Consider the following 21,472-nt stretch of genomic DNA (forward strand, 5'->3'; position numbering starts at 1 on the left):
CGAAGCTGTGAGCCCACCCATAGGAGCCAGGTCACATGCTAAGGGCGGTAGTAGACCCCTTGGGGCCGAGCGTGGGGCCCCGGTTCTCCTGTACAGCGTCTGACCAGCGGTGACCTGCGTATCCCGGTAGTACGTCACATCATTGCGTCCCGCTCCGGCCACCGCTAACCCTTGCTGAAGTCCGGGGAGCACGGGACGCGCCGAGCACATCCGCTCGCTTCGACCGAGCCCCCTCCCGCACATCGCATTGGAGAGTCACTCCCGCATGGCCATCACTCAGACGCAGACCAGCACCGGCCGCATCAACCGACTGCGCAAGATCTCCGTCGCAGGTATCGCCACCGCAGGTGCCGCTGCCGCCGCCCTCACGCTGGTCCCCGCGCAGGCCCACGCCGCCGAGCCGACCGCGGCGACGAAGAGCGCCAAGGCCGTCGCCGCGAAGGCCGACGACAAGAAGTACGCCAACAACCTCGACGGCTGGATCCGCGAGTCCCTGGACATCATGAAGTCCAAGGGCATCCCCGGCTCCTACGAGGGTCTGCACCGCAACATCATGCGGGAGTCCGCCGGTGACCCCAACGCCCAGAACGGCTGGGACGTCAACGCGCAGGCCGGCACCCCCTCCAAGGGACTGCTCCAGGTCATCCAGCCGACCTTCGACGCCTACCACGTCTCGGGCACCCCCAATAACCTGACCGACCCGGTCGCCAACATCACCGCTGCCGCGAACTACGCCGCCGACAAGTACGGCTCGATCGACAACGTCGACTCCGCGTACTGAGCCACCGGGCGACCGAGCAACTGAGACACCGGCCACCGGCCGACGGTCAACGAGAAGAGGCAGCGCATGCCGCGCGAGAGCAGTGACGAGCAGCAGGCGCACATGGCCACCGGCCCCGCACTGCCCGAGTACGGGCCCCCGCGGGTGCGAGGCTCCCGGCGGCGCAAGCCGCGCAAGAACACCCTGCGCTATGTCGCATGGGGCGCCCTGGGAGCAGTCCTGATAGGCGGTGGAGGCGCGGCCTATGCCTGGCAGCACCTCAACGGCAACATCCAGGGCACGGACATGAACGCCGCACTCGGCAAAGACCGGCCCAGCCAGCAGAAGAACGGTTCGATGAACATCCTCCTGCTCGGGTCCGACTCCCGGGCGGGAACCCACGGCCAGTACGGCAAGGGCATCAGCGGAGCCCGCGCCGACACGGCGATGGTCCTGCACGTCGACAAGACCCACAAGAAGGCCTCGGTCGTCAGCATCCCGCGCGACACCATGGTCGAGCGGCCCCAGTGCGCGAAGCCCCACGGCGGCACCGCGGCCGGCGCGCAGCAGGCCATGTTCAACTCGTCGTACCAGGCGGGCGGCCCGGCGTGCACCGTCAAGACGGTCGAGAAGATGTCGCACGTCCGCATGGACCACTACCTCGAAGTCGACTTCAAGGGCTTCCAGAAGCTCATCGACGAGCTCGGCGGCGTCGACATCACCACCCGCAAGGCCATCAACGACCCCAACAGCGGCCTGGCCCTGAGCGCCGGCAAGCACACGCTCAAGGGCAAGCAGGCACTGGAGCTCGTCCGCACCCGCCACGGCGTGGGGGACGGCAGTGACCTGGGCCGCATCCAGCTCCAGCAGGCGTTCATCAAGGCGCTGATCCACCGCGCCGACACCGTCGACCCGCTGGGCAGCCCCGCCCAGTCCTACGACCTGGCCGACACCGCGACCAAGTCCGTCAGCGCGGACTCCGAGCTGGCCTCGGCGGACAAGCTCCTCGGTCTGGCCAAGGAGCTGAAGGGCATCAGTCCGGACCGCACGAACATGGTCACGATGCCGGTCACCTATGACGCACAGGACTCGGGACGGGTCCTGCCGCTGTCCAGGGCCTCCCAGCAGGTGTGGTCGGCCCTGCGCCACGACCGGCCCATCCCGAAGTCCGCCACTCAGGACTCGGTGGGCGACAAGAGCGACTCGCCGGTCTCCGCGGGCGCCTGACCCGCCCCCGGTCCGGACCCGCGGCCCGTGCGGCTGAGGACACCGGGCCACCACGCCTTGGGTCCGATGTCGCGGACCAGGGCCGGCACCAGGAGCGAGCGTACGACCAGGGTGTCCAGCAGGACGCCGAAGGCGACGATGAAGGCGATCTGCACCAGGAAGGCCAGCGGGATGATGCCCAGGGCCGCGAAGGTCGCCGCGAGCACGACCCCGGCCGATGTGATGACGCCGCCGGTCGCGGTCAGCCCGCGCAGCACTCCTTCGCGGGCCCCGTGGCGCAGTGACTCCTCGCGCACCCGCGACATCAGGAAGATGTTGTAGTCCACGCCGAGCGCCACCAGGAAGACGAACCCGTACAGCGGTACGGAGGAGTCGGTTCCGCTGAAGCCGAGGACGTGCTGGAAGACCAGGGCGGAAACGCCCAGCGTCGCAAGGAAGTTCAGCGCCACCGTCGCCACCAGCAGGACCGGCATCAGCAGCGACCTGAGCAGTCCGACGAGGATGACCAGGATGATCGCCAGGACCACCGGCACGATGAGCATCCGGTCGTCCTCGGCGGTGCGCTGCGTGTCGTACTGCTGCGCGGTGTAGCCGCCCACCAGACCGTCGGCACCGTCCACCGCGTGGACGGCCTCGCGCAGCCGGGCCACGGTGTCCTTGGCCGCGTCGCTGTCGGCGGAGTCCTCCAAGGTGGCGTCGATGCGCACCCGTCCGTCGACGACGAGCGGCTCTGCCGCCCCCGGCCGCCCGGAAGCGCTCACGGCCGCGGCCGACGACACTCCCTCGGTGCGCTCGGCCGCGGCCGTGACCTGCTTGACCCTGTCCGCGTCCGCGATCACGACGGCCGGATTGCCCGAGCCTCCGGGGAAGTGGTCGCCCAGGGTCTTCTGCGCCGACACCGAGGGCGCGTCATTGACGAAGATCTCGTCCAGCGGCACGCCCTTGGAGCTGAGCGTGGGCGCGAAGGCGGCGCAGACGAACAGGCCGGCCAGGGTGGCGGCCCAGACCTTGCGCGGCGCCCGGTCGACGAGCGAGGCGATCTTGTTCCATACGCCCTGTCCCGCGGTCTTCTCCGTGGCCGACCTGGGCTTGGCGGGCCAGTACGCCGCCCGCCCCAGGAGGATGAGGACCGCGGGCAGGAAGGTCAGCGTGCTCAGTACGGCACAGACGATGCCGATGGCTCCCACGGGTCCGAGCGCGCGGTTGTTGGTGAGGTCGCTCAGCAGGAGGGCGAGCAGGCCCAGGGCGACCGTGGCGCCGCTGGCGACGATGGGGCCGAGCGAGCGGCGCAGCGCCGCCCGCATGGCGGCGATCCGGTCGCTGCCGGCGGCCAGTTCCTCGCGGAAGCGTGCCGTGAGCAGCAGTGCGTAGTCGGTCGCGGCGCCGATGACCAGGATGGAGAGGATGCCCTGGACCTGGCCGTCGACCCGGACGATGTCATGGTCGGCAAGGACATAGACGATTCCGCAGGCGAGGCCCAGGGCGAAAACGGCCCCCAGGATGATGACCAGCGGAAGCAGCACGCTGCGGTAGACGAGCAGCAGGATCACCAGGACGGTGATCAGAGCGACCCCCAGGAGCAGGCCGTCGATGCCTCCGAAGGCGTCGGACAGATCGGCCTGACTGGCCGCGGGCCCGGCCACCTGCGCGTCCGTTCCCGGCACCCCGGCTGCGGCCTTTCTGACCCGCTCCAGGGTGGGTTCCAGTTCCTCGCCGAGGTCGGGGCGCAGCTGGATCACGCCCTGCAGCGCCCGGCCGTCCTCGGAGAGCACCGCGGGGGACGCCGGGCCGACGAAGCCCTTCTGGTTCTTGAGGGAGGCCAGCGCACGGGTGGCGCCGGCTTTCTGTGCCTGATCGATTCTGCCGTCCCGCGGCGTGCCGTCGGCGGTCCAGACGACGATCGCGGGCAGGGTCTCGTCCTGGCTGAACTTCTTCTGCGCGTCGATGACCTGTGTGGACTCGGCGTTCTGGGGCAGGAAGGCGGCCTGGTCGTTGGTGGCGACCTCGCCGAGCTTTCCGGCGTACGGCCCGAGTGTGCCGCCGATGCCGAGCCAGGCGACGAGCAGGACGACGGGGACGAGCCAGCGTGCCAGGCGCGTACCGGTGGACATGGATCTCCTTGCGAGCTTGGTACCTCAACAAATAAGAATCTCAATGATTGAAACATCTTGGGAGGCGGGAATGCTCGTCGGGTGCCGTGCCGCGGCGATTCGCGGCGGTTTAAGGCGATACGAGGGCCGAGCGGGCAGGCGAACCTAGCGCTGCCGTGCCCGCAGCTCGGAGAGTTCTTCGTTCATGGCGGCCAGGAAACGCAACGCCACGGCAAGTTCGTCCGCGCTGAAGCGCACGCGCGCGCTCTCCGTCGCGGCCGCGAGCGGCTGGAAGAAAGCACGCGCCGCCGACTTGGCTCCGGGGGCGTAATGCAGGTGCACCACCCGGCGATCCGCGCTGTCCCGCGACCGGCGGACATGACCGGCCCGCTCAAGGCGGTCCAGACACGCGGTGACGGCGCCCGACGTCAGCCCCAGATGCTCGCGCAGCCGACCCGGAGTGAGCGGGGCGTCCGCGTCCAAAATGGCCGCCAGCGCCTGGACATCCGTCGCGTGCAGATCTTGGCCCGCGGCGAAACCATGGATCACCCGGTTGATCTCGCCGTTCATCCGCCGCAACTGCACCGCGAACGCCTGCAGATCCGTCGGCACCGGCTCGGACGCCGCACCGCCGCTCAACGCTGAATCCTCTGTACTGGCCACACACGCAGCCTATAGACCGCTGACCGGGGCACTCCTCGTACCTACGGACAGCTGCTGCCGATGACCGGCCGCGCGCCCGGTGGCGGCACTAGAGTCGGCTGACCATGCCCGAACTCCTTGGAATCAACCACCTGACACTGTCCACGCCCGACCTCGGCCGACTCCTGGCGTTCTACACGGAGTTGCTCGGAGCGACGCTCGCGTTCGAGCGCGCCGCGACCCCTCCGGATCCCCGGATCGCCGTCCTCGATGTCGGCGGGGCGGACCACCTGATGATCGTGGAAACCGCCGCCGCCCCCGCCACCGGACTCGACCCCCTGGGACAGGCGGGCTGGGGGCTTCGCGTGGCAACGCACACGCAACTGTGCGAGCTGCGCGAGCGGCTGGTCGACGCCGGGTGGCCGGTCGGAGAGATCCAGACGCTGCCCGCGCAGTGGACGATGACGGCCCGCGATCCCGACGGACGCCCCGTGGACGTCCGGGCCCACCGACCCCGCCCCGCAACGCCGCCCCGGGCCTCCGGCTGACGAGCGGCCCGCCCGACTCCCGAAGCCGGGGCCTACGTGCGGTCTACGTGCGCCTCGGCGGGGGCGAGGAGCGGGGAGGGCGCATAGCGCACCCCGTAGACACGGTCCAACCGGTTGGCCGCCCCCGCCGAACCGCCGAGCCCTTCGAGGAAGAACGCCCGCGCCATCGACTCCATCTGTTCGCCGCTCACATGGATGACCCACCGGTTGGACGCCACGCTGAAGCGGGCCGCCTCCACCGCCGCTTCCAGACCCGGCGCCGGGCCGCGGCGCAGCTGTCCGCGCAGCGCGAGGTACCGCCGCAGCGTGTCCAGATCCGAGCGGCGCAGGCCCACCTGCTGCAGTCCTGGCGCGGGTGCCTCGGCGGTCGGAGCGGCCCGAGCCCGTGCGTAGAGGAGCGCGTCCCACCCGTCGTCCGTCAGCTGCACCGCCCACGCGACCGGCCGTCCGGCCTCCGCGGAGAGCTCCGCCCGCTGTGCGCGGGGGGCCGCACGGGCGAGCCCGAGTCTCACCAGAGGGCCCGTGGCGCGTTCGTCGAGCCCGGGTCCTGCCATGGCCCATCCCTCGCATGTGCGCTGCATGTCAGCCACGTGTTGCAGCAGCACGTGATGCTCAGCCGAGCGCCGCATCCCTGCCCCTCCCGCCGAACAGTGCGTTGCGGTGACGCTAGCGCGCATCCGCATCCTGAGGAGGACTGTTGGGCAACCAGCACCGCACCTGTTTCAGCTCGGCCAGGATGGCTACCCGATCTCCACGCAAGCACAGCGCTGTGCCACGTAGGCGCCGGATGGTTGGGACAGACAGCCGCCGGCGCCGCCCCAAGACCGCGAGAAACTCTGGCCATGGGCATCGGGGATCTGCGATGCTCGGTCGGGGAGTAGCTCCGTCGGCTCGACAGAGGCTGCCCGAGCAGTGGAGAGGCAACGCGGGTGGCTTCCTCGTCGGACTCTGTCAGTGTCCCGGCACTGAAACCGCAAACTGATCCCGAGCAGCAGACTTCCGGCAATGACTGCGCGGATGAGGTTGCCGAGATCAAGGTGCTGCGCACGGAGGTCAACGACCTGCACCGCGCCATGGAGTCCCATCCCGCGATAGACCAGGCGCGGGGCATGCTGATGATGCTGGGGCCATGTACGGCGGACGAGGCGTGGGAAGTCCTGGTCGAAGTGTCGCAGCACTCCAACACCAGACTGCGGGCCGTGGCGGAAGAGCTGATCGCCACGACGGAGGGCGAGCCGCTGCCCGGCGCGGTGCGCGCAGCGCTCAGACAGGCCCTGGAGAAGCGGTAGGCAGACCGCAGCGGTCCGCCTACCGCTTGGTCCTGAAGAGACCGGGCGTCAGCGAGGTCGTCGCCACCGGTTTCGCGACGGAGCGAAACAGTCAGGCCCTCAGTTCCGCGAGGTCGGTCGCGTCGAGGCGCAGCCCGGCCGCGGCGAGGTTCTCGGCGAGGTGGTCGGGCGACCCCGTGCCGGGGATGGCCAGCATGTTCGGGGAGCTCGCGAGCAACCAGGCGAGGGCCACCTGCGGGGTCGTCGCGTCGTGCCGCTCGGCGAGCTGCGCGAGACGCTCGTGCTCGATCGGATCGAAGCCGCCACCGAGCGGAAAGAACGGCACGTAGGCGATGCCGTGTTCCTCGCAGCGCGCGAGCACGGCGGGGTCGTCGTGGCGATGGACGTGGTACTGGTTCTGCACCGCGACGACCGGCGCGATGTCCCGCGCCTCGTCGAGCTGCGTCAGATCGACATTGCTGACGCCCAAGTGCCGGATCAGCCCCTCGTCGCGGAGCTCCGCCAGTGCCGCGAACCGGTCGGCCACGCTCTCGCCGCCCGGCTCGCTCATGCCCCCGACCCGCAGGTAGACGAGTTCGAGCCGGTCGAGTCCGAGGGCGCGCAGATCCGCGGTCACCAGCTCGCGCAGCTGCTCGGGGCCGGCCTGTCCGGTGGGCATGCCGTCGGGTCCGCGCAGCGGGCCGACCTTGGTGGCGATCAGCAGCTCGGCCGGGTACGGCGCGAGCGCCTTGTGGATCAGCTCGTTGGCGCTCACCTCGTCCCGCGCGTAGAAACCGGCCGTGTCGATGTGATCGACGCCCGCCTCGATCGCCTGCCGCAGTACCGCGATGCCGGTCCGCGGGTCGCGGGCCGGTCCGGTGAAGGTGCCGGCGGGCAGCCGCATCGCGCCGAAGCCGAGACGGTTGACGGGGCGGTCGCCGCCGAGCATGAACTGGCCGCTCGCAGCGGCCGTGATCTGTGTGGTCATGTCTCCACCCTCGCCCGGTGAAGGCCCGTCGCAGACCAGATGGCAACGTGTTGCCACCAGGGTGAGAACGTTGCCGCCAAGGTGAGCGAGACTGGGGGAGTGACCGAACCAACCACGCTGACGGTGCACGGCGAGAGGGAACTGGCCGCGCGGACCGCGATGCTCTTCGGCGAGACGACGCGGGAGTTCTTCTGCGCCGCCAACGACCTGCACACCTGGGCACGGCCCGAGGCGAGAAAGGCCATGGTGCGCCGCCTTCGTCCCCGCGCCGCCGCGGGTGTGGTCGTACGCAAGCTCTATACGCCCGCAGTGCTGGCCGAAGAGGACCAGCGATCTCACCTCTTCGATGTCGCCGAGGCGGGCGGGCAGGTACGCGTGCGTGCCGCGAGCCTGCCGCACGAGACGATCATCATCGACCGCCGGGTGATGATCCTGGCCGGCCGCAACGGCTCGCGCGGTCGCGAGTTCACGATCACGACCGCACCGGCGCTCGTCGGCGGCGTGTACGCCCTGATGTGTGCCACCTGGGACGCAGGCACCCCGTTCACGGAGTACCTGCGGCGCGAGAGCGGGACGGTGGGCCTGGACGCCGACTCGCAGAGCGTGCTGCAGGCGCTCGCGGCCGGGCTCACCGACGCCGCGGGCGCGCGGCGCGTCGGCATGTCCGTGCGGACCTACCGCAGGCGGGTCGCCGAGTTGATGACCGCACTGGAGGCCGACTCACGCTTCCAGGCCGGCGTCAACGCGGGCCGGCGCGGTCTGACCGGCAGCTGGCGGAACGGCCGGGCGTAACCTTCAGGGCCGGGCGGCTTCGGCCGCGATGCCCGATGCCCGCAGCTTCCGGGCCAGGAGTTCCATCTCGGGGAGAGTTCCCGAGTGGTCGCCGTTGAGCACGCTGCCCAGTGCGGCCTTGGCGCTCACCAGGTCGATGCCGAGTTCGGCCCGCAGCACCCGCATGATCACGACCCTTTTCTTCGCCGACGGACCGATCACGCGTAGTGTCGCCGCGCCGTGCTCCGCGAGCAGCTGGGCCCGCCGCTCGCTCGGTATGTCCCCGAAGCACACGGCGATCGCGAACCCGCAGGCCGTGCAGCTCGCCCCGACGTCCCACTGCACGCAGCCGTGCGCAAGGACCTGGACACCGCAGCACTCCAGGTCGGCACCGCAGTCCTGACACGTCTCGGCGTACCTGACGGACTGGGCGACCACCGGCTCCATCCCCACCACCCCCAACCGACGAGGCTATGCCACAGGTCCCGTCGAGCGCCGCGTGCCCCGTGCACCGCCGGGGCGACCGGCGGCGTCCGGTCGCGACCGGGACCGTCACCGGGCCGCCGGGCTCCTCTGTGAGCATCGTGCTCCCGACAGCGGCGCCCAGCTCAGGAGGCCGACATGCGCGCGTGGCAGGAGTGGACGGCAGCGGTGCGGCTGCTGTGGCGGGCCGGGCCCCGGCACACGCTCGCCCTCACCTCGATCGTGATCGGCGGGGCGCTCACCGGCCCGCTCATCGTGGTCGCGACCGGGCGACTCGTGGGCGCGCTGCCCGGCGCGGTCGAGGGAGGCGCCGGGTCGGCCGGGGCCAGGGAGGCGCTGGTTGCCCTCACCGGGTTCGGCACGCTCACCCTCGTACGCACCGCCCTGCGCACCCTGGAGAGCGGCCTCGCGGCGGTGCTGCGGCTGCGGACGGCCGGCGTCGTGGAGCACCGGGCCATCGCGGTCGGCACCGGCCCGGACGGCATCGGGCACCTCGAGGAGCCGGGCTACGCCGACACCCTGCGTCTGGCCACCGAGCCGGGCACCCGACCGGACCAACTCGCGCTGCTGCTGCCCGAGATCGTGCGCCCGCGGCTCGAAGGGCTCGGCCTGCTGGTCCTGCTGGCGCCCCTGGCCTGGTGGGCGCCGCCGGTGCTCGGGCTCGCGGCGGTGCTCACCTACCGCTCCTATCTGCGTCTCTCGCGTCAGGTGCACGGCAGCTTGGAGGCGGCGAGCGCGGTGATGCGGCGGGCGGGCTATCTGCGCTCTCTCGCCTTGGATCCCGAACCCGCCAAGGAGGTACGTGTCTTCGGGCTCGGTGACTGGCTCGCCGAGCGGATGACGGCGGTGTGGCAGTCGGGCATGGCCAGGGTCTGGGCCACTCGCGGGACGGCCGCGCGGCGTGCCTATGGCGCGGTGGGGTTCGTGGTGTGCGCGGAGGGCGCGGTCCTGGGCTATGCCGCGTTCACCGCCGCTCACGGCGAAACGGGACTCACCCAGCTCGTGATCAGTGTCCAGGCGGCGCTTGCCGTGCCCGCACTCGGCTGGGTCGGCGACGACGACCTGATGGTGCGCGACGCGCTGCTGGGGCTGCGGTCGCTCGCGGCGCTGGAGCAGCGGGGCACGGCCTGCGGTGTCCGGGGCGACGGGCCAGGGAGCGAGCAGACCGAGGAGCGGGGCGGCATCCAGGTCAAGGGCCAAGAGGCGTACGGGAACGGTCTGTTGAACGGCCGTGCCGGGACGGCCCGTCCCCGCATCGCCTTCGAATCCGTGGAGTTCGCCTACCCCGGCACGGACGAACCGGTGCTGCGCGGGCTCGACTTGGAGATCCCGGCCGGGGCCTGCGTGGCGATCGTCGGCGCGAACGGCTCCGGCAAGACGACGCTGATCAAACTTCTCGCGCGGCTGTACGAGCCGGACACCGGGCGCATCACGGCCGACGGCGCGGACATCCGGACGCTGGACGCGCGGCAGTGGCGCCGGGGCATGTCCGTCGTCTTCCAGGACTTCGTGAAGTACCCGCTGACGCTGCGCGACAACATAGCGATGGGCGCCCCGGAGAGCGGCTGCGACGCGAGCGCGCTGGAGCGCGCCCTGTCGCTGGCCGACGGCGCCGACTTGCCGCGCGGGCTGGGGGCGGGCTGGGACACCGTGCTCTCGCGGCAGTTCGCGAACGGCGCCGACCTGTCCGCCGGGCAGTGGCAGCGCGTCGCGATCGCCCGCGCGCTGCTGGCCGCACGGGCCGGCGCCGTGCTCGTACTCGACGAGCCCACCGCGCATCTGGACGCACGGGCGGAGGCCGACTTCTTCGAGAGGTTCCTGACGACGCGCGGGGACGCCGCCACGGTTCTGGTCTCCCACCGCTTCTCGGGCGTACGCAAGGCCGACCTGATCCATGTGATGGACGGCGGGCGGATCGCGGAGAGCGGCACGCACGACGCGCTGATGGCACTGGGCGGCAGGTATGCCCGGATGTACCGGTTGCAGTCGGACCGGTTCGCGGACGGAGAGGGCGAACCTGCCGACGGCGATGGTGCTGCCACGGACGCGCCCGCGGTGCTGGTCGAGCCGCCCGCCGCCATACGTCCGAAAGAAGCCGGGGCGCCCGCGGCCCTGGAGGCCGACACCCCTTTCGAAGTGCCGGAAGGCGGTTGGCGTGACGTGGTCCACGCGTTGCGCACCCTGGTCGTCGAGTCATTCCGCGAGTCCTGGAAACTCGCCGTGCTCGGATTGCTGCTCGTGCCCGCCGCGGCCGGGCTCGCCGCGTTGCAGGCTCTGTGGCTGCGGTCCATGGCCGAGGGCGCACAACAGGAGTTGCCGGCGGCGACGATGACGGCGGCGCTCCTGCTCGTGGTGAGCCTCGGCGTGTGGGAGGCGGTCGAGCTGGCGGCCATCGGCGCCAGGATCGGACTCAGTGAACGGGTGGGCTTCGCCTTCGACCGGATGCTGGCCCGCCTCGCCGCGGGCATACCCGGCCTGCGCCACCAGGAGTCGCCCGCCTTCCAGGACCGCCTCCATCTGCTGCGCGATCGCACGCTGGCCATGGGCGCCCTGCTCAACTGGGTGCTCAACCTGCTCGAACAGCTCGGTGGCTTCCTGGTGACCGCCGCGCTCCTCGCCGCCGTCCACCCCGCCCTGCTCGTGCTGCCGCTCGTCGGAGCCCTGGCCCTGCGCCTGCAGGTCTCCGCCCGCGGTGTCCTCGCCCGCGCCAAGGAGGCCACGGCGGCCGACTACCGCCTCGCCGCGCGCCTGGCCCGCCTGGCCACCTCGCCGGAGGCGGGCAAGGAGCTGCGCGTCTTCGAAGCGGGGCCCGAACTGTGGTCCAGGGTGCGCGAGTTGCGCGGCAGAGCGGACGCCGTGACGAGCCGGGCCCAGTGGCACTTCGCCGCGATCGGCTGCGCGGCCGGGCTGCTCAGCACCCTCGGTCTGCTCGGCGCGGTCGCCTTCGTCGTGCATCTCGCGGTGAGCGGCCACACCGGTCTGGGCGCCGTCCTGCTCGCCGTCGTTCTTGCCGGACGGTTCACCGGACATGTCGGCGGACTAGTGCAGGCCACGGGGGCCGTCGTCGAACTCCTGCAGAGCGCCGAGCGGTTGCGCTGGCTCCGCTCGTACGCCGAACGGGCGAGCCTCGCACCCGCGCCGACGGCTGCTGCTCCCGGAACCGCCGCAGAGGTCTCCCGGCCGCAGGTCCCTGCGCGGCTGCGGCAGGGCATTGCCGTCGAAGGGCTGTCCTTCGGCTATCCGGGCACTTCGGTGACCACGCTGCACGACGTCGAACTGCTGCTGCCCGCCGGGGGAGTGGTGGCTCTCGTCGGCGCGAACGGGTCGGGGAAATCGACCCTGGTCAAGCTGTTGTGCCGGATGTACGAGCCGACGCTGGGCCGCATCACGGTGGATGGGGTCCGCCTCGACGCCCTGGCCCCGGAGCAGTGGCGCGAGCGGCTCGGTGCCGCCTTCGAAGACTTCGTACGCTTCGAGTTCGTCCTGCGCGAGACGGTCGGCGTCGGGGACCTGCCGCGGATCACCGATCCGCGTGCCGTCGCCGGCGCTCTCGACCGGGGTGGGGCCGCCGCCCTGCCCGGCACGCTGCCGAACGGCCCGGAGACCCAGCTGGGCAGCCGGTGGGAGCGCGGGATCGATCTGTCGACGGGCCAGTGGCAGAAGCTGGCGCTCGCGCGCGCCCTGATGCGTCCGGAACCCCTGCTGCGCATCCTGGACGAGCCGACCGCGTCCCTGGACGCGGAGACCGAGCACCTCATCTTCGAGCGCTACATCGAGGCGGCGCGTCGGCCACGGCCCGACGGCGGCCGTCCGGACACGGTCACGCTGCTGGTCTCGCACCGCTTCTCGACGGTGCGCGGCGCCGACCTCATCGTCGTACTCGACCACGGGCGCGTCGCCGAGACGGGCGGTCACGACGCACTGCTGGCGCGGGGCGGCCTGTACGCGCAGATGTACGGGTTGCAGGCGCGCGCCTATCGATGAAGCCGCACCGGAGCGAGCAGGGGCGCGCACGGACATACGGAAGGAGCGCCGGCCCGGGCCGGCGCTCCTCCTTCTTGCCGTGTGCTCCGCCTGCCGGTGGCTAGGCGGCGGTGTTCCGCGGGATCACCCAGGCCGGGTCCCGCGGCTCCACCTTGTTGGCGAAGGCCACGAGCTGGGAGTACGCGGCCAGGTCGGCCATCGCGGACTGGACGCGCGGCAGCGCGCCGTCCGCCGCCGGGTCGTCGATCCGCTCCAGCCAGTCACCGATCAGCGCGGACACCGCGAGCGTGCGCTCGCGCATGTCGCGGCAGATGCCCAGCGGGCCGCCGGTCCTGGCCTGCTCGGTGAACGCCTGCCACAGCTCGGCCGACTGGGGCACCTGGCCCCGGCTGACGCCCGAGCGGTACAGCCGCGTGTAGTCGAGCCTGCCGTACCAGACGGCCGTCTCCTCGGTGAGGCTGCCCGTGGCGAGGATGTCGGCCACCTGGTCCAGCATCTGGGCGGCGCCGCCCAGGCGTTCCCGTGCCGCCGCTGCGTAGACGGCGGCGGCGGACACCCCGTCGCCGTGCTCGGCCAGTTCGAGGGCCCGGCACAACTCGCCTGCGGCCGCGTTCAGTTCGCTACCCGCGGTCAGCGCGAGCTGCTTCTTGTTGCGCAGGTCCTCCTCACTGAGACTGAGGAGCTTGTTGCAGACGGCGCTCATATCCCGTTCCTCCTTTCCTGTCCGCCACCGGCGACGGCGACGGCGCTGGGGGTCATGCCGAGGATGTTGATGACGGCCAGGGCCTGACCGTAGATCCGGATGCGGTCGAATCCGGTGAGCAGTTGCCAGGCCACGCGCTGCCAGTCGGCGGCACCGGCCCGCGAGGCGTGCGCCGCGAAGCGCTCGAGGTTCGCCGAGAAGTCGGTCAGCTCGGACAGGAAGTGGCCGAACGCCGCTTCGTCGCCGCCCTGTTCGTAGCGCAGCGCGATGGCCTCGACGGCGCTGTGGTCCAGCTGGACCAGGTCGGCTTCGCGGGCCTCGGCGAGTGTCTGGCGCACCGGGGCGGCGCCGCCGCCCGCGGCCCGCAGCCGCTCGTCGTGGACGGGGTAGAAGCCAAGCTCGCGGGCGACGCGGTGCGAGGTGCGGTACTCCACCAGCGCGGCGCCGATGGCGGCCGCCGCACAGCGCACCCGCAGGGCGGCCTGGCGCACGTCGTCGAGCTCCAGGTCGGAGTGCATCAGGTGCAGCTCGCTGCCCGCCCGCATGAAGTGGGCCGAGCCGGTGGCGATGGGGCCGTCCACGCGCTCGTACAGAGACTGATCGGCCACGCTGCCGTCCGGCAGGCTGGGGGCTTTGTTGCAGACCCTACTCATCTAGGTCGTGCCTCCTTGGTTGTCCTGTGTCGTTCGTGCGGTGTTGCGACGCCCGGCCGCTGCCTCCGAGGGGAAGTCGCACCAAACCGGCGGACGGCATTCCACGAATGCCGTAGTGGCAGCCGGTGCGGTGCCCGGTCGGCGGTGCGCGGGATCCGAGCGGTAGAGGGATGCTGGCAGCGCGTGGCGGGGGGAGATCCCCGAAACCGGGCACCGCCGGACAGGTCCGGATGGTCTCGGCCAGGCGACGGCCCCACGGGGCTGCCCGGCGCGAGCCGGTGCGGAGGATGCGATTCATGCCAGGCGGTACGGGGGCGGCGGGAAAACCGCCGGACGGGGAGCTGCGCGAAGGGGCAGCGGAGGATGTCGGCCCGGTCGGTTGCGTGGACACGGCCGACGCGCTGGCCGCGCTGCTGCGGCAGTTGCGCAGGCGGGCGGCGCGCAGGGACGGCGGTGCCCAGCTGACCTACCGGCAGCTGGCGGCGCGCACGGGCTGGGCGCACGGGGTGATCGGCGACTACTTCGCGGGCAAGACGCTGCCGCCCACCGACCGGTTCGACGCCTTGGTGCAGTTGCTCGGCGCCACAGGGCACGAGCTGCGGATGCTGGCGACGGCCCGCGACCGGGTGGAGGAGGCGCGCCGCTCACGCCCGGCGGCTGCGGGCGGCCGCACGGGTACTTCCGGCACGGACGCCGGCGCTCCGGCGCCCCTCCCGCGCCAGTTGCCCGCGGACATCCCCGAACTGCCCGGCCGGCAGGGGGAGCTCGAGACGCTGGACAGGATCGGTCCGGCGCCGCGGGGCGGCCCCCTGATGGTCGCGCTCGACGGGCCGGGCGGGGTCGGCAAGTCGGCGCTGGCCGTGCACGCGGCGCATCGGCTGGCCGAGCGGTTCCCCGACGGTCAGCTCTACGCGGACCTGCGGGGTTCACGCCGTGACGAGCATCCGGTGCCGGCCGCGGTCGTCCTGCGGCGCTTCCTGTGTGCGCTCGGTGCGCCGCGTCCGCATCCGGTCGGCGCGGCGGACGCGGCAGCGGCCTATCGCACGCTGCTGACCGGACGCCGGGTGCTCGTGGTGCTCGACAACGCGCTGGACGCGGCCCAGGTACGTCCCCTGCTGCCCGCGGGGCGCGCCTGCGCGGTGCTGGTCACCAGCCGCGGCGTGCTGGCGGCCCTCAACGGTGCCGTCCACCTCCATCTCGCGCCCCTGCCGCCCCCGGCGTCCGTTCAGGTGCTCGGTCTGTGGGCGGGAGCGGGGCGACTGAGCGCCGAACCCGGCGCCGCGGCGGCGATCGCGCACCACTGCGGTCACCTTCCGCTGGCGCTGCGCATCGCCGGGGCCCGGCTGGCGGCGCGACCCCGGTGGCCGGTGGCCGAACTCGCCGACCGGCTCGCCGATCCCGCGCGCCGCCTGACCGAACTCTCCTTCGCCGACCTGGACATGCGGGCAGCGCTTGAGACGGGCCACCGGGAGCTGCTGGCCCGCGGGCCCACCGGGCGGGCGGCGGCACATGCCCTGCCCCTGCTGGCCGCCGTACAGGGCGAGTTGACGGTGGCGCTGGCAGCGGCGACGACCGACGCGGCGCCCTCGATGGCCGAGGCGATCCTGGAGCACCTGGTGGACGTGCAGTTCCTGGAGTCGCGGGCGCTGGGACGCTACCGCTTCCACCCGCTCACCCGGCTCTACGCCCTGCGCTCGTCCTCCAACGGCGTCAGGCGTCCCAGTAGTTGAGCGGCGCCGAGCCCACGCTGTGCCCGCGGCGGTCAAGGACCCGCCCCACGTGCTTGACGGTGCGCAGTACGACCGCGCGCTCCGTGATCCGCAGATCCAGGTGCGCCAGGCGGCTGTTGAGCAGCGCCTCGGTGGTGTGGACCTCGGAGAGGGTCGGCAGCCAGATGTCGAGCATCAGATTGTGCGCGCCCGCCGTGATGCTGCACATGCGCAGACCGGGCAGGGTCCGCAGCGCGCTCACCGTCTCGTCGAGATGCTGGGCGGGCACCGAGCCGAAGTAGACGACCGAGACCGGGAAGCCGGTCAGCGGCCGGGCAAGCGCGCAGCGCAGCGAGAGCCGCCCGGTGCCGGTGAGCACGCGCAGCCGGCGCCGGACGGTCGCGGCGGAGGCACCGACGGTCTCGGCCAGGTCCGTCAGGGCCATGCGCCCGTCGGTGCCGAGCGCGAGGGCGATGCGGCGATCGAGGGGCCGCAGCGGCTCGTCGGGCAGGGTGGGCCGCTCCACGGTGAGTGCGGCGCGCTGCCGGCGGGTCAGGCTGCGCAGCCGCCAGGACGCTCCCTCGAAGGGCGCCGCGGTGATGACATGGCTGCGGACGGCGCGGACCCCCGGCAGCTGCGACATCCGCTCGCCGGAGAGCCGGGCCAGGCCGTCGAGATCGGCGGCGGCGACGATCGCCAGCAGATCGCGCCCGCCCGAGGTCTGCTTGAGGGACAACACCTGCGGGTCACGGGCGAGCCGGCCGATGGAGTCCTCGCTCAGCCGCCCGTTCATGTCGATCTCGACCTGGGCGTAGACACCCTCGTCGTGGCCGGGCGACAGATAGCCGTCGACCCAGGCCACGCCCGCGCGCACCATGCGCTCCCAGCGGCGGGCGACCGTCACCGCGTCGACCTCCAGGACCTCACCCATCCGCACCCAGGGCACCCGCGGCTGGATCTGCAGGGCATGCACGATGGCCAGATCGAGCTCGTCCAGGGCGTGGGCTTTCTGCGCGTCCATGAAAGATGCCGAATCCTGCGTCGAAGAGGCTGTGCTGAAGGAATCCGGCGATTTTACACAGTCGTGATCCCTCATACCGAGGATCGTCGCCCATGAGCCACGCACCGTTCTCCTCCCTGCGCATCACCCGGGCCCGACTCGTCGACGGCACCGGCACGGCCCCCGTGCCGGACGCCGTCATCGACATCGACGACCACGGCACCATCGCCTACGCCGGCCCGGCCGCCACGGCGCCGCAGGCGCCCGCAAGGGCCCGGACCGTGGACGCCGCGGGACGCACCGTTCTGCCCGGCTTCATCGACACCCACGTCCATCTCGCCGTCGAATCGCCCCGCCAGATGGTCCGCCGGCACGAGAGCGACCCGACGCTGGAGACCTTCCGCACCGCCGAGCGGCTGCGCATCACCCTGGAAGCGGGCATCACCACCGCCCGCGACCTGGGCGGCCTGCCCGCCGGCTACCGCGACGCGGTCGCCGCGGGCCTGACGGTCGGACCCCGTCTGCACACCGCCGTGCGCATCCTCAGCCACACCGGCGGTCACGCCGACTTCCGCTCGGAGTGCGGCTTCGATCCCTCCGCCGGGGTGGGCGAGATCGCCGACACCCCCGACGAGGTGCGCGTCGCGGTGCGCCGGCTGCTCCGCTCCGGCGCCGACGTGATCAAACTCTGTGCGACCGGCGGCATGAGCAGTCCCTACGACCAGCCCGACGACGAGGGCCTGACCGTCGAGGAGATCCGTACGGTCGTCGACGAGGTGGCCCGGCACGGCGGCCGCCCCGTGGCGGCCCACGCCCAGGGCACCGCGGGCATCGTCAACGCCATCCGCGGCGGCGTCACCAGCGTCGAGCACGGCTACGGACTCACCGCGCAGGCCCGCGAACTGGCCGGCGAGCAGGGCACGTTCGTGGTGCCGACCCTCTCGACGGTCTTCGACGGCATCGACCGCTCGACCATGGAGCCCTTCCACTACGAGAAGAAGGTCCGCTGGTCCGGCATCACCCGGGAGAACATCGCGGCGGCCATCGCCGACGGCGTACGCATCGCGATGGGCACCGACGCGGCGATGGTGCCGCACGGCCGCAACCTGCGTGAGCTCTCGCACCTGGTGTCCCTGGGCATGACCCCGGCGCGGGCCATCGAGGCGGGCACCCGCAGCGCCGCCGAGCTCCTTGGCCTCTCCGCGCAGATCGGCACGCTCGAGACGGGCAAGCACGGCGACCTGGTGATGTGCGAGGGCGACCCGCTCGCGGACATCTCCGTCCTGTCCGACCCGGCCCGCATCGTGCTCGTCGCCCAGCGCGGCGCCGTACGCAAGGACACCTGCGGCCTCGCCCGGACCGCCCCCGCGGCCGACGGCGCGCCGGCGGAAGGAGCCGCCGGATGAGCCCCTCGGTCACCACCGCGAAGACCCCGGCGGGCGGACCGCCCGGGCGATCCGCGCTCGACAAGGTCATGAGCGGCATCGAACGCGCCGGCAACAAGCTGCCGCACCCGGTGCTGCTCTTCCTCGGCCTGTTCCTGATCATCGGCACGGTCTCGACGGTCTTCGCCGCCACCGGTACCACCGTCACCGTGCCGGGGGAGGACGAGACACTCGCGGTCAAGGGACTGTTCACCGGCGAGGGCGTGCGCTGGCTGCTCGAGAACTTCATCCCGAACTTCACCGGCTTCCCCTCGCTCGGCACCGTCCTGCTGATGATGGCCGCGGTCGGCGTGGCCGAGAAGACGGGCCTGCTGGAGACGGCCGTCCGCGCCTCCATCGCCCGGGCTCCCCGGCGGCTGCTGCCCTACCTGGTCGCGTTCGTGGCCTGCCAGGCGCACCTGATGAGCGACGTGGCGATTCTGGTGATCCCGCCGCTCGCGGCCCTCGCCTTCAAGAACGCGGGCCGCAACCCGATCGCCGGGCTCATCGGCGGCTTCGCCTGTACCTGCGCGGGCTACGCGGCGGGTTTCTCGATCGGCGCGCTCGACGCGCTCTACACCGGCATCACCCACCAGGCCGCCGCCGTCGTGCCGGGCGGCGAGAGCGCCCCCACGCACATCCTGATCAACTACTTCTACACGGCCGCGGCCAGCTGCGTGCTCGCCCTGATCGGCGGCTTCCTGATCTCCCGGGTCCTCGAACCCCGGTTGCCCCAGCCGGACCCGGCAGCCGAGTCGGAGGCGGAGGCAGCGGAGGAGAGCGGCGCCGAGCCCGGGGCGAGCGCGGGCGCGGCCACCGCTCGTCCCTCCGTCACCGTCACCGCCAGGCAGCGCACCGGCCTGCTGCGCTCGGGACTCGCCGTCCTGCTCTACGCGGCGGTCGTGGTCACCTGCTGGCTGCTGCCGGGCTCCCCGCTGCGCGGTGAGGGCGGCGCGCTGGTGCCCTCACCGGTCCTGGACGGCATCGTGCCGCTGCTGTTCGTCGCCTTCGTCCTGGCCGGTGTCGTCTACGGCCGCACGGTCGGCACGCTCACACGGGCCGAGGACGCGCCCCGCATGATGGCCGAGTCGATCACCGGGATGTCCGGGTACATCGTCCTCATCCTGGTGATATCCCAGGTCATCGGGGTGTTCGACTGGTCCAACGTCGGCACCCTGCTCGCGGTGAACGGCGCCAACCTCCTGGAGTCCGCGGGCCTGACCGGTTTCACGGGCCTGGTCCTGTTCGTCCTGCTGGTCTGTGTCCTGAACCTGTTCGTCACCTCGGGCTCGGCCCTGTGGTCCCTGGTCGCACCGGTCTTCGTCCCGGCGTTCCTGCTGCTCGGCATGGAGCCCGCCGTCACCCAGGCGGCGTTCCGCATCGGCGACTCCGCAACCCAGATGATCACGCCGCTCAATCCGTACGTGTTCCTGATGCTGACGATCCTGCGCCGCTACGAACCCAGCGCGCAGCTCGGCACGGTCCTCTCCCGCCTCTCGGTGTTCGTGGTCCCGTTCCTGATCGCCTGGCTCGCGGTCCTCGGCCTCTTCTACGGCCTCGGTCTGCCGCTGGGGCCCGGCGCGGACATCCACCGCTGATCCGCCGGGGGACTGGTCGACGTAGACATCGGCGCAGGGCGATCGCCGCCGCCGCGACCAGGGCGTGGTCCGGGTCTTCGACGTGCCATGCGGCGCGCAGGGTGCCGGCGGCCCCGGTGTCCATGACCGGGCGGACGCCGCTGTCGGACAACAGGCCCGCCAGGGTCCGCGCGCACGCTTCGCCGTCCGGGGCGGAGAAGACCGCGTGCAGGCGATCCGCGGCGCCGGCGAGCACGTCCGCGGTCAGCGCGTCGCTCGCACGGGCGGGCAGGCCGAGCCGCTCCGTGATGTCGGCGGCGGGCCGCAGGGGAGTGTCCTCGCGGGCGGAACACGGGCCGCTCTGGCACCAGTTGCTCACCCTCGGGCTGATCTTCCTGGCGACGGGACTCGTATGGGACAGCGTCATCGGCCTGTGTGCCGGCCGCCTCGGTCGGGGGCAGCTGCGGGGGTGGCGTACGGCCCTGGTGGTGAATCTGGTCGCCGGAGCCACCTCCGCCGTCCTGGTACTCGGTGCTACCGTATAGTGGTACTCGGTAGCACCAAGTACTGCGAGGTCGGGAGGACTTCAGTTGGACGACCTGACGGAGATGCTGAAGGGCACGCTCGAAGGGTGCGTGCTCGAAATCATCGGCAGCGAGGAAACCTACGGGTACGCCATCACCCGTCAGTTGAACGAGCTCGGCTTCTCCGACGTCGTGGAGGGGACGGTGTACACCATCCTGCTGCGCCTCGAGAGAAACGGACTCGTCCAGGTGACGAAACGACCGTCCGGGGTCGGCCCGCCGCGCAAGTTCTACGCGCTCAACGACGCCGGACGCGAGGAACTCGTGAAGTTCTGGGCGAAGTGGCAGTACCTCTCATCACGTATCGACAGGCTCAGGGAGGGCGGGAGATGAATTTCTGGGAGAAGGTCACCGGCAGCGATCTCACCAGGGACTGGAAGGCGTTCGGAACCCGGGTCGAAGCCCTGCCGGACGACTACCGGGAGGCGTGGGACCAGATTGTCGCTCACCTCTTTCCCTACGGGGACTTCACCGGCCGCAATCTGACACCGATCCTCGACTCCGCCCTCGGGCTGCTCGAAGTGTCGGCGGCGGACGGGCAGCGCGTCCACGAGGTGCTCGGCGACGACATCCCGGGCTTCTGCGCGGCGCTGGCCGGCGGGGAAGGGGCCCGCACCTACCGCGACCGGTGGCGCGAGCAGTTGAACCAGAACGTCGCCAGGAAACTGAACCGGCTGGGAGGCTGACGTGGGCATCCAGGACGTCATCGAGGGCAAGAAGCAGTGGCGGGCACACATGGCCCGGGTCAAGGCGCTGCCGCCGGACTACCAGATCGTCTACAAGGAGATGCAGAAGTACCTGTTCAAGGTCGGACCGGTCGATCTGCCCGACGGCCCCCTGCTTTCCGGGATCGTCGACTTCTTCGAGGAGGGCGCCGCCGCGGGCAAAGGGGTCCTGGAACTCATCGGCACGGACGTCGCCGCGTTCTGCGACGGCCTGATCAAGGACTCGCGCACCTACGCGGACCTCTACCAGGAGTCCCTCAACAACGCCTCCGGCAAAGCCCGGAAGTAACCCCCGTCGACGCATGCCGCCGGCGCGCTGCCGCTGCCCGCGGGCCC

21 protein-coding genes are annotated in these 21,472 nt (G+C 71.7%); 13 read left to right on the forward strand and 8 right to left on the reverse strand.

Annotated features, from left to right (window positions below; all coding sequences use genetic code 11):
- Positions 1-265: 265 nt before the first annotated feature.
- The gene (locus IE226_RS03195; RefSeq protein WP_190079366.1) at positions 266-781 is read left to right on the forward strand and encodes a transglycosylase SLT domain-containing protein; all 516 of its coding nucleotides are present in this window, start codon (positions 266-268) and stop codon (positions 779-781) included.
- 66 nt (positions 782-847) lie between these two features.
- Positions 848-1,987: an LCP family protein gene (locus IE226_RS03200; protein WP_190079367.1), complete on the forward strand. Its 1,140-nt coding sequence runs from the start codon at positions 848-850 to the stop codon at positions 1,985-1,987.
- On the opposite strand, the gene IE226_RS03205 is transcribed toward IE226_RS03200, so the two are convergent.
- Positions 1,936-4,098 (reverse strand): MMPL family transporter, encoded by a 2,163-nt coding sequence (locus IE226_RS03205; protein ID WP_190079368.1) that lies wholly within the window; start codon positions 4,096-4,098, stop codon positions 1,936-1,938. The two genes, IE226_RS03200 and IE226_RS03205, sit on opposite strands and share 52 nt — an antisense overlap.
- A gap of 144 nt (positions 4,099-4,242) precedes the next feature.
- Positions 4,243-4,740: a MarR family transcriptional regulator gene (locus IE226_RS03210; RefSeq protein ID WP_229870366.1), complete on the reverse strand. Its 498-nt coding sequence runs from the start codon at positions 4,738-4,740 to the stop codon at positions 4,243-4,245.
- 104 nt (positions 4,741-4,844) lie between these two features.
- Between IE226_RS03210 and IE226_RS03215 the strand changes: the two genes are divergently transcribed.
- Positions 4,845-5,267, forward strand: a complete 423-nt coding sequence (locus IE226_RS03215) for a VOC family protein (protein WP_190079369.1) — start codon at positions 4,845-4,847, stop codon at positions 5,265-5,267.
- Between the two features lie 32 nt (positions 5,268-5,299).
- On the opposite strand, the gene IE226_RS03220 is transcribed toward IE226_RS03215, so the two are convergent.
- Positions 5,300-5,821, reverse strand: a complete 522-nt coding sequence (locus IE226_RS03220) for a DUF6417 family protein (protein WP_190079370.1) — start codon at positions 5,819-5,821, stop codon at positions 5,300-5,302.
- 483 nt (positions 5,822-6,304) lie between these two features.
- Here IE226_RS03220 and IE226_RS03225 point away from each other — a divergent pair, with 483 nt between their 5' ends.
- Positions 6,305-6,556 (forward strand): ANTAR domain-containing protein, encoded by a 252-nt coding sequence (locus IE226_RS03225; RefSeq protein ID WP_229870368.1) that lies wholly within the window; start codon positions 6,305-6,307, stop codon positions 6,554-6,556.
- Positions 6,557-6,647: 91 nt separating this feature from the next.
- Here IE226_RS03225 and IE226_RS03230 read toward each other — a convergent pair whose 3' ends face one another.
- Positions 6,648-7,523 carry an oxidoreductase gene (locus tag IE226_RS03230; protein ID WP_190079371.1) on the reverse strand — a complete coding sequence of 292 codons (876 nt, stop codon included), beginning with the start codon at positions 7,521-7,523 and terminating at the stop codon, positions 6,648-6,650.
- A gap of 99 nt (positions 7,524-7,622) precedes the next feature.
- On the opposite strand from IE226_RS03230, the gene IE226_RS03235 reads away from it, so the two are divergent.
- Complete coding sequence (locus IE226_RS03235; protein WP_229870371.1) at positions 7,623-8,315, forward strand: helix-turn-helix transcriptional regulator; 693 nt, start codon at positions 7,623-7,625, stop codon at positions 8,313-8,315.
- 3 nt (positions 8,316-8,318) lie between these two features.
- Here the strand turns inward: IE226_RS03235 and IE226_RS03240 are convergent, their stop codons facing one another.
- Positions 8,319-8,756 (reverse strand): hypothetical protein, encoded by a 438-nt coding sequence (locus tag IE226_RS03240; RefSeq protein ID WP_373306855.1) that lies wholly within the window; start codon positions 8,754-8,756, stop codon positions 8,319-8,321.
- A gap of 159 nt (positions 8,757-8,915) precedes the next feature.
- Here IE226_RS03240 and IE226_RS03245 point away from each other — a divergent pair, with 159 nt between their 5' ends.
- Positions 8,916-12,761 carry an ATP-binding cassette domain-containing protein gene (locus tag IE226_RS03245; protein WP_190079374.1) on the forward strand — a complete coding sequence of 1,282 codons (3,846 nt, stop codon included), beginning with the start codon at positions 8,916-8,918 and terminating at the stop codon, positions 12,759-12,761.
- A 100-nt stretch (positions 12,762-12,861) separates the two neighbouring features.
- On the opposite strand, the gene IE226_RS03250 is transcribed toward IE226_RS03245, so the two are convergent.
- A complete protein-coding gene (locus IE226_RS03250) occupies positions 12,862-13,464 on the reverse strand; it encodes a hypothetical protein (protein WP_190079375.1) in 603 nt (200 codons plus the stop codon).
- A complete protein-coding gene (locus IE226_RS03255; protein WP_190079376.1) occupies positions 13,461-14,117 on the reverse strand; it encodes a hypothetical protein in 657 nt (218 codons plus the stop codon). The genes IE226_RS03250 and IE226_RS03255 overlap by 4 nt, the downstream gene beginning before the upstream one ends.
- 296 nt (positions 14,118-14,413) lie before the next feature.
- Between IE226_RS03255 and IE226_RS03260 the strand changes: the two genes are divergently transcribed.
- On the forward strand, positions 14,414-15,847 hold the full coding sequence (locus IE226_RS03260) for a helix-turn-helix domain-containing protein (protein WP_190079377.1): 1,434 nt from the start codon (positions 14,414-14,416) through the stop codon (positions 15,845-15,847).
- On the opposite strand, the gene IE226_RS03265 is transcribed toward IE226_RS03260, so the two are convergent.
- Entirely contained in the window at positions 15,828-16,847 is a 1,020-nt protein-coding gene (locus tag IE226_RS03265) for an Lrp/AsnC family transcriptional regulator (protein ID WP_190079378.1), read from the reverse strand. The genes IE226_RS03260 and IE226_RS03265 overlap by 20 nt on opposite strands.
- A gap of 92 nt (positions 16,848-16,939) precedes the next feature.
- Between IE226_RS03265 and IE226_RS03270 the strand changes: the two genes are divergently transcribed.
- The 6 genes from IE226_RS03270 (at position 16,940) to IE226_RS03295 (ending at position 21,425) form a co-directional block, all read left to right on the forward strand.
- The gene (locus tag IE226_RS03270; RefSeq protein WP_190079379.1) at positions 16,940-18,232 is read left to right on the forward strand and encodes a metal-dependent hydrolase family protein; all 1,293 of its coding nucleotides are present in this window, start codon (positions 16,940-16,942) and stop codon (positions 18,230-18,232) included.
- Entirely contained in the window at positions 18,229-19,848 is a 1,620-nt protein-coding gene (locus IE226_RS03275; RefSeq protein WP_190079380.1) for an AbgT family transporter, read from the forward strand. The genes IE226_RS03270 and IE226_RS03275 overlap by 4 nt, the downstream gene beginning before the upstream one ends.
- A gap of 122 nt (positions 19,849-19,970) precedes the next feature.
- Positions 19,971-20,372: a hypothetical protein gene (locus IE226_RS03280; protein ID WP_190079381.1), complete on the forward strand. Its 402-nt coding sequence runs from the start codon at positions 19,971-19,973 to the stop codon at positions 20,370-20,372.
- 45 nt (positions 20,373-20,417) lie between these two features.
- Entirely contained in the window at positions 20,418-20,744 is a 327-nt protein-coding gene (locus tag IE226_RS03285) for a PadR family transcriptional regulator (RefSeq protein WP_190079382.1), read from the forward strand.
- On the forward strand, positions 20,741-21,097 hold the full coding sequence (locus IE226_RS03290; RefSeq protein ID WP_190079383.1) for a DUF1048 domain-containing protein: 357 nt from the start codon (positions 20,741-20,743) through the stop codon (positions 21,095-21,097). Before IE226_RS03285 ends, IE226_RS03290 begins: the two co-directional genes overlap by 4 nt.
- A gap of 1 nt (position 21,098) precedes the next feature.
- Positions 21,099-21,425 (forward strand): DUF1048 domain-containing protein, encoded by a 327-nt coding sequence (locus IE226_RS03295; protein WP_190079384.1) that lies wholly within the window; start codon positions 21,099-21,101, stop codon positions 21,423-21,425.
- Positions 21,426-21,472 lie beyond the last annotated feature (47 nt).

It is taken from the genome of Streptomyces longisporoflavus (assembly GCF_014649775.1).
GTDB classification, from domain to species: Bacteria; Actinomycetota; Actinomycetes; order Streptomycetales; family Streptomycetaceae; genus Streptomyces; species Streptomyces longisporoflavus.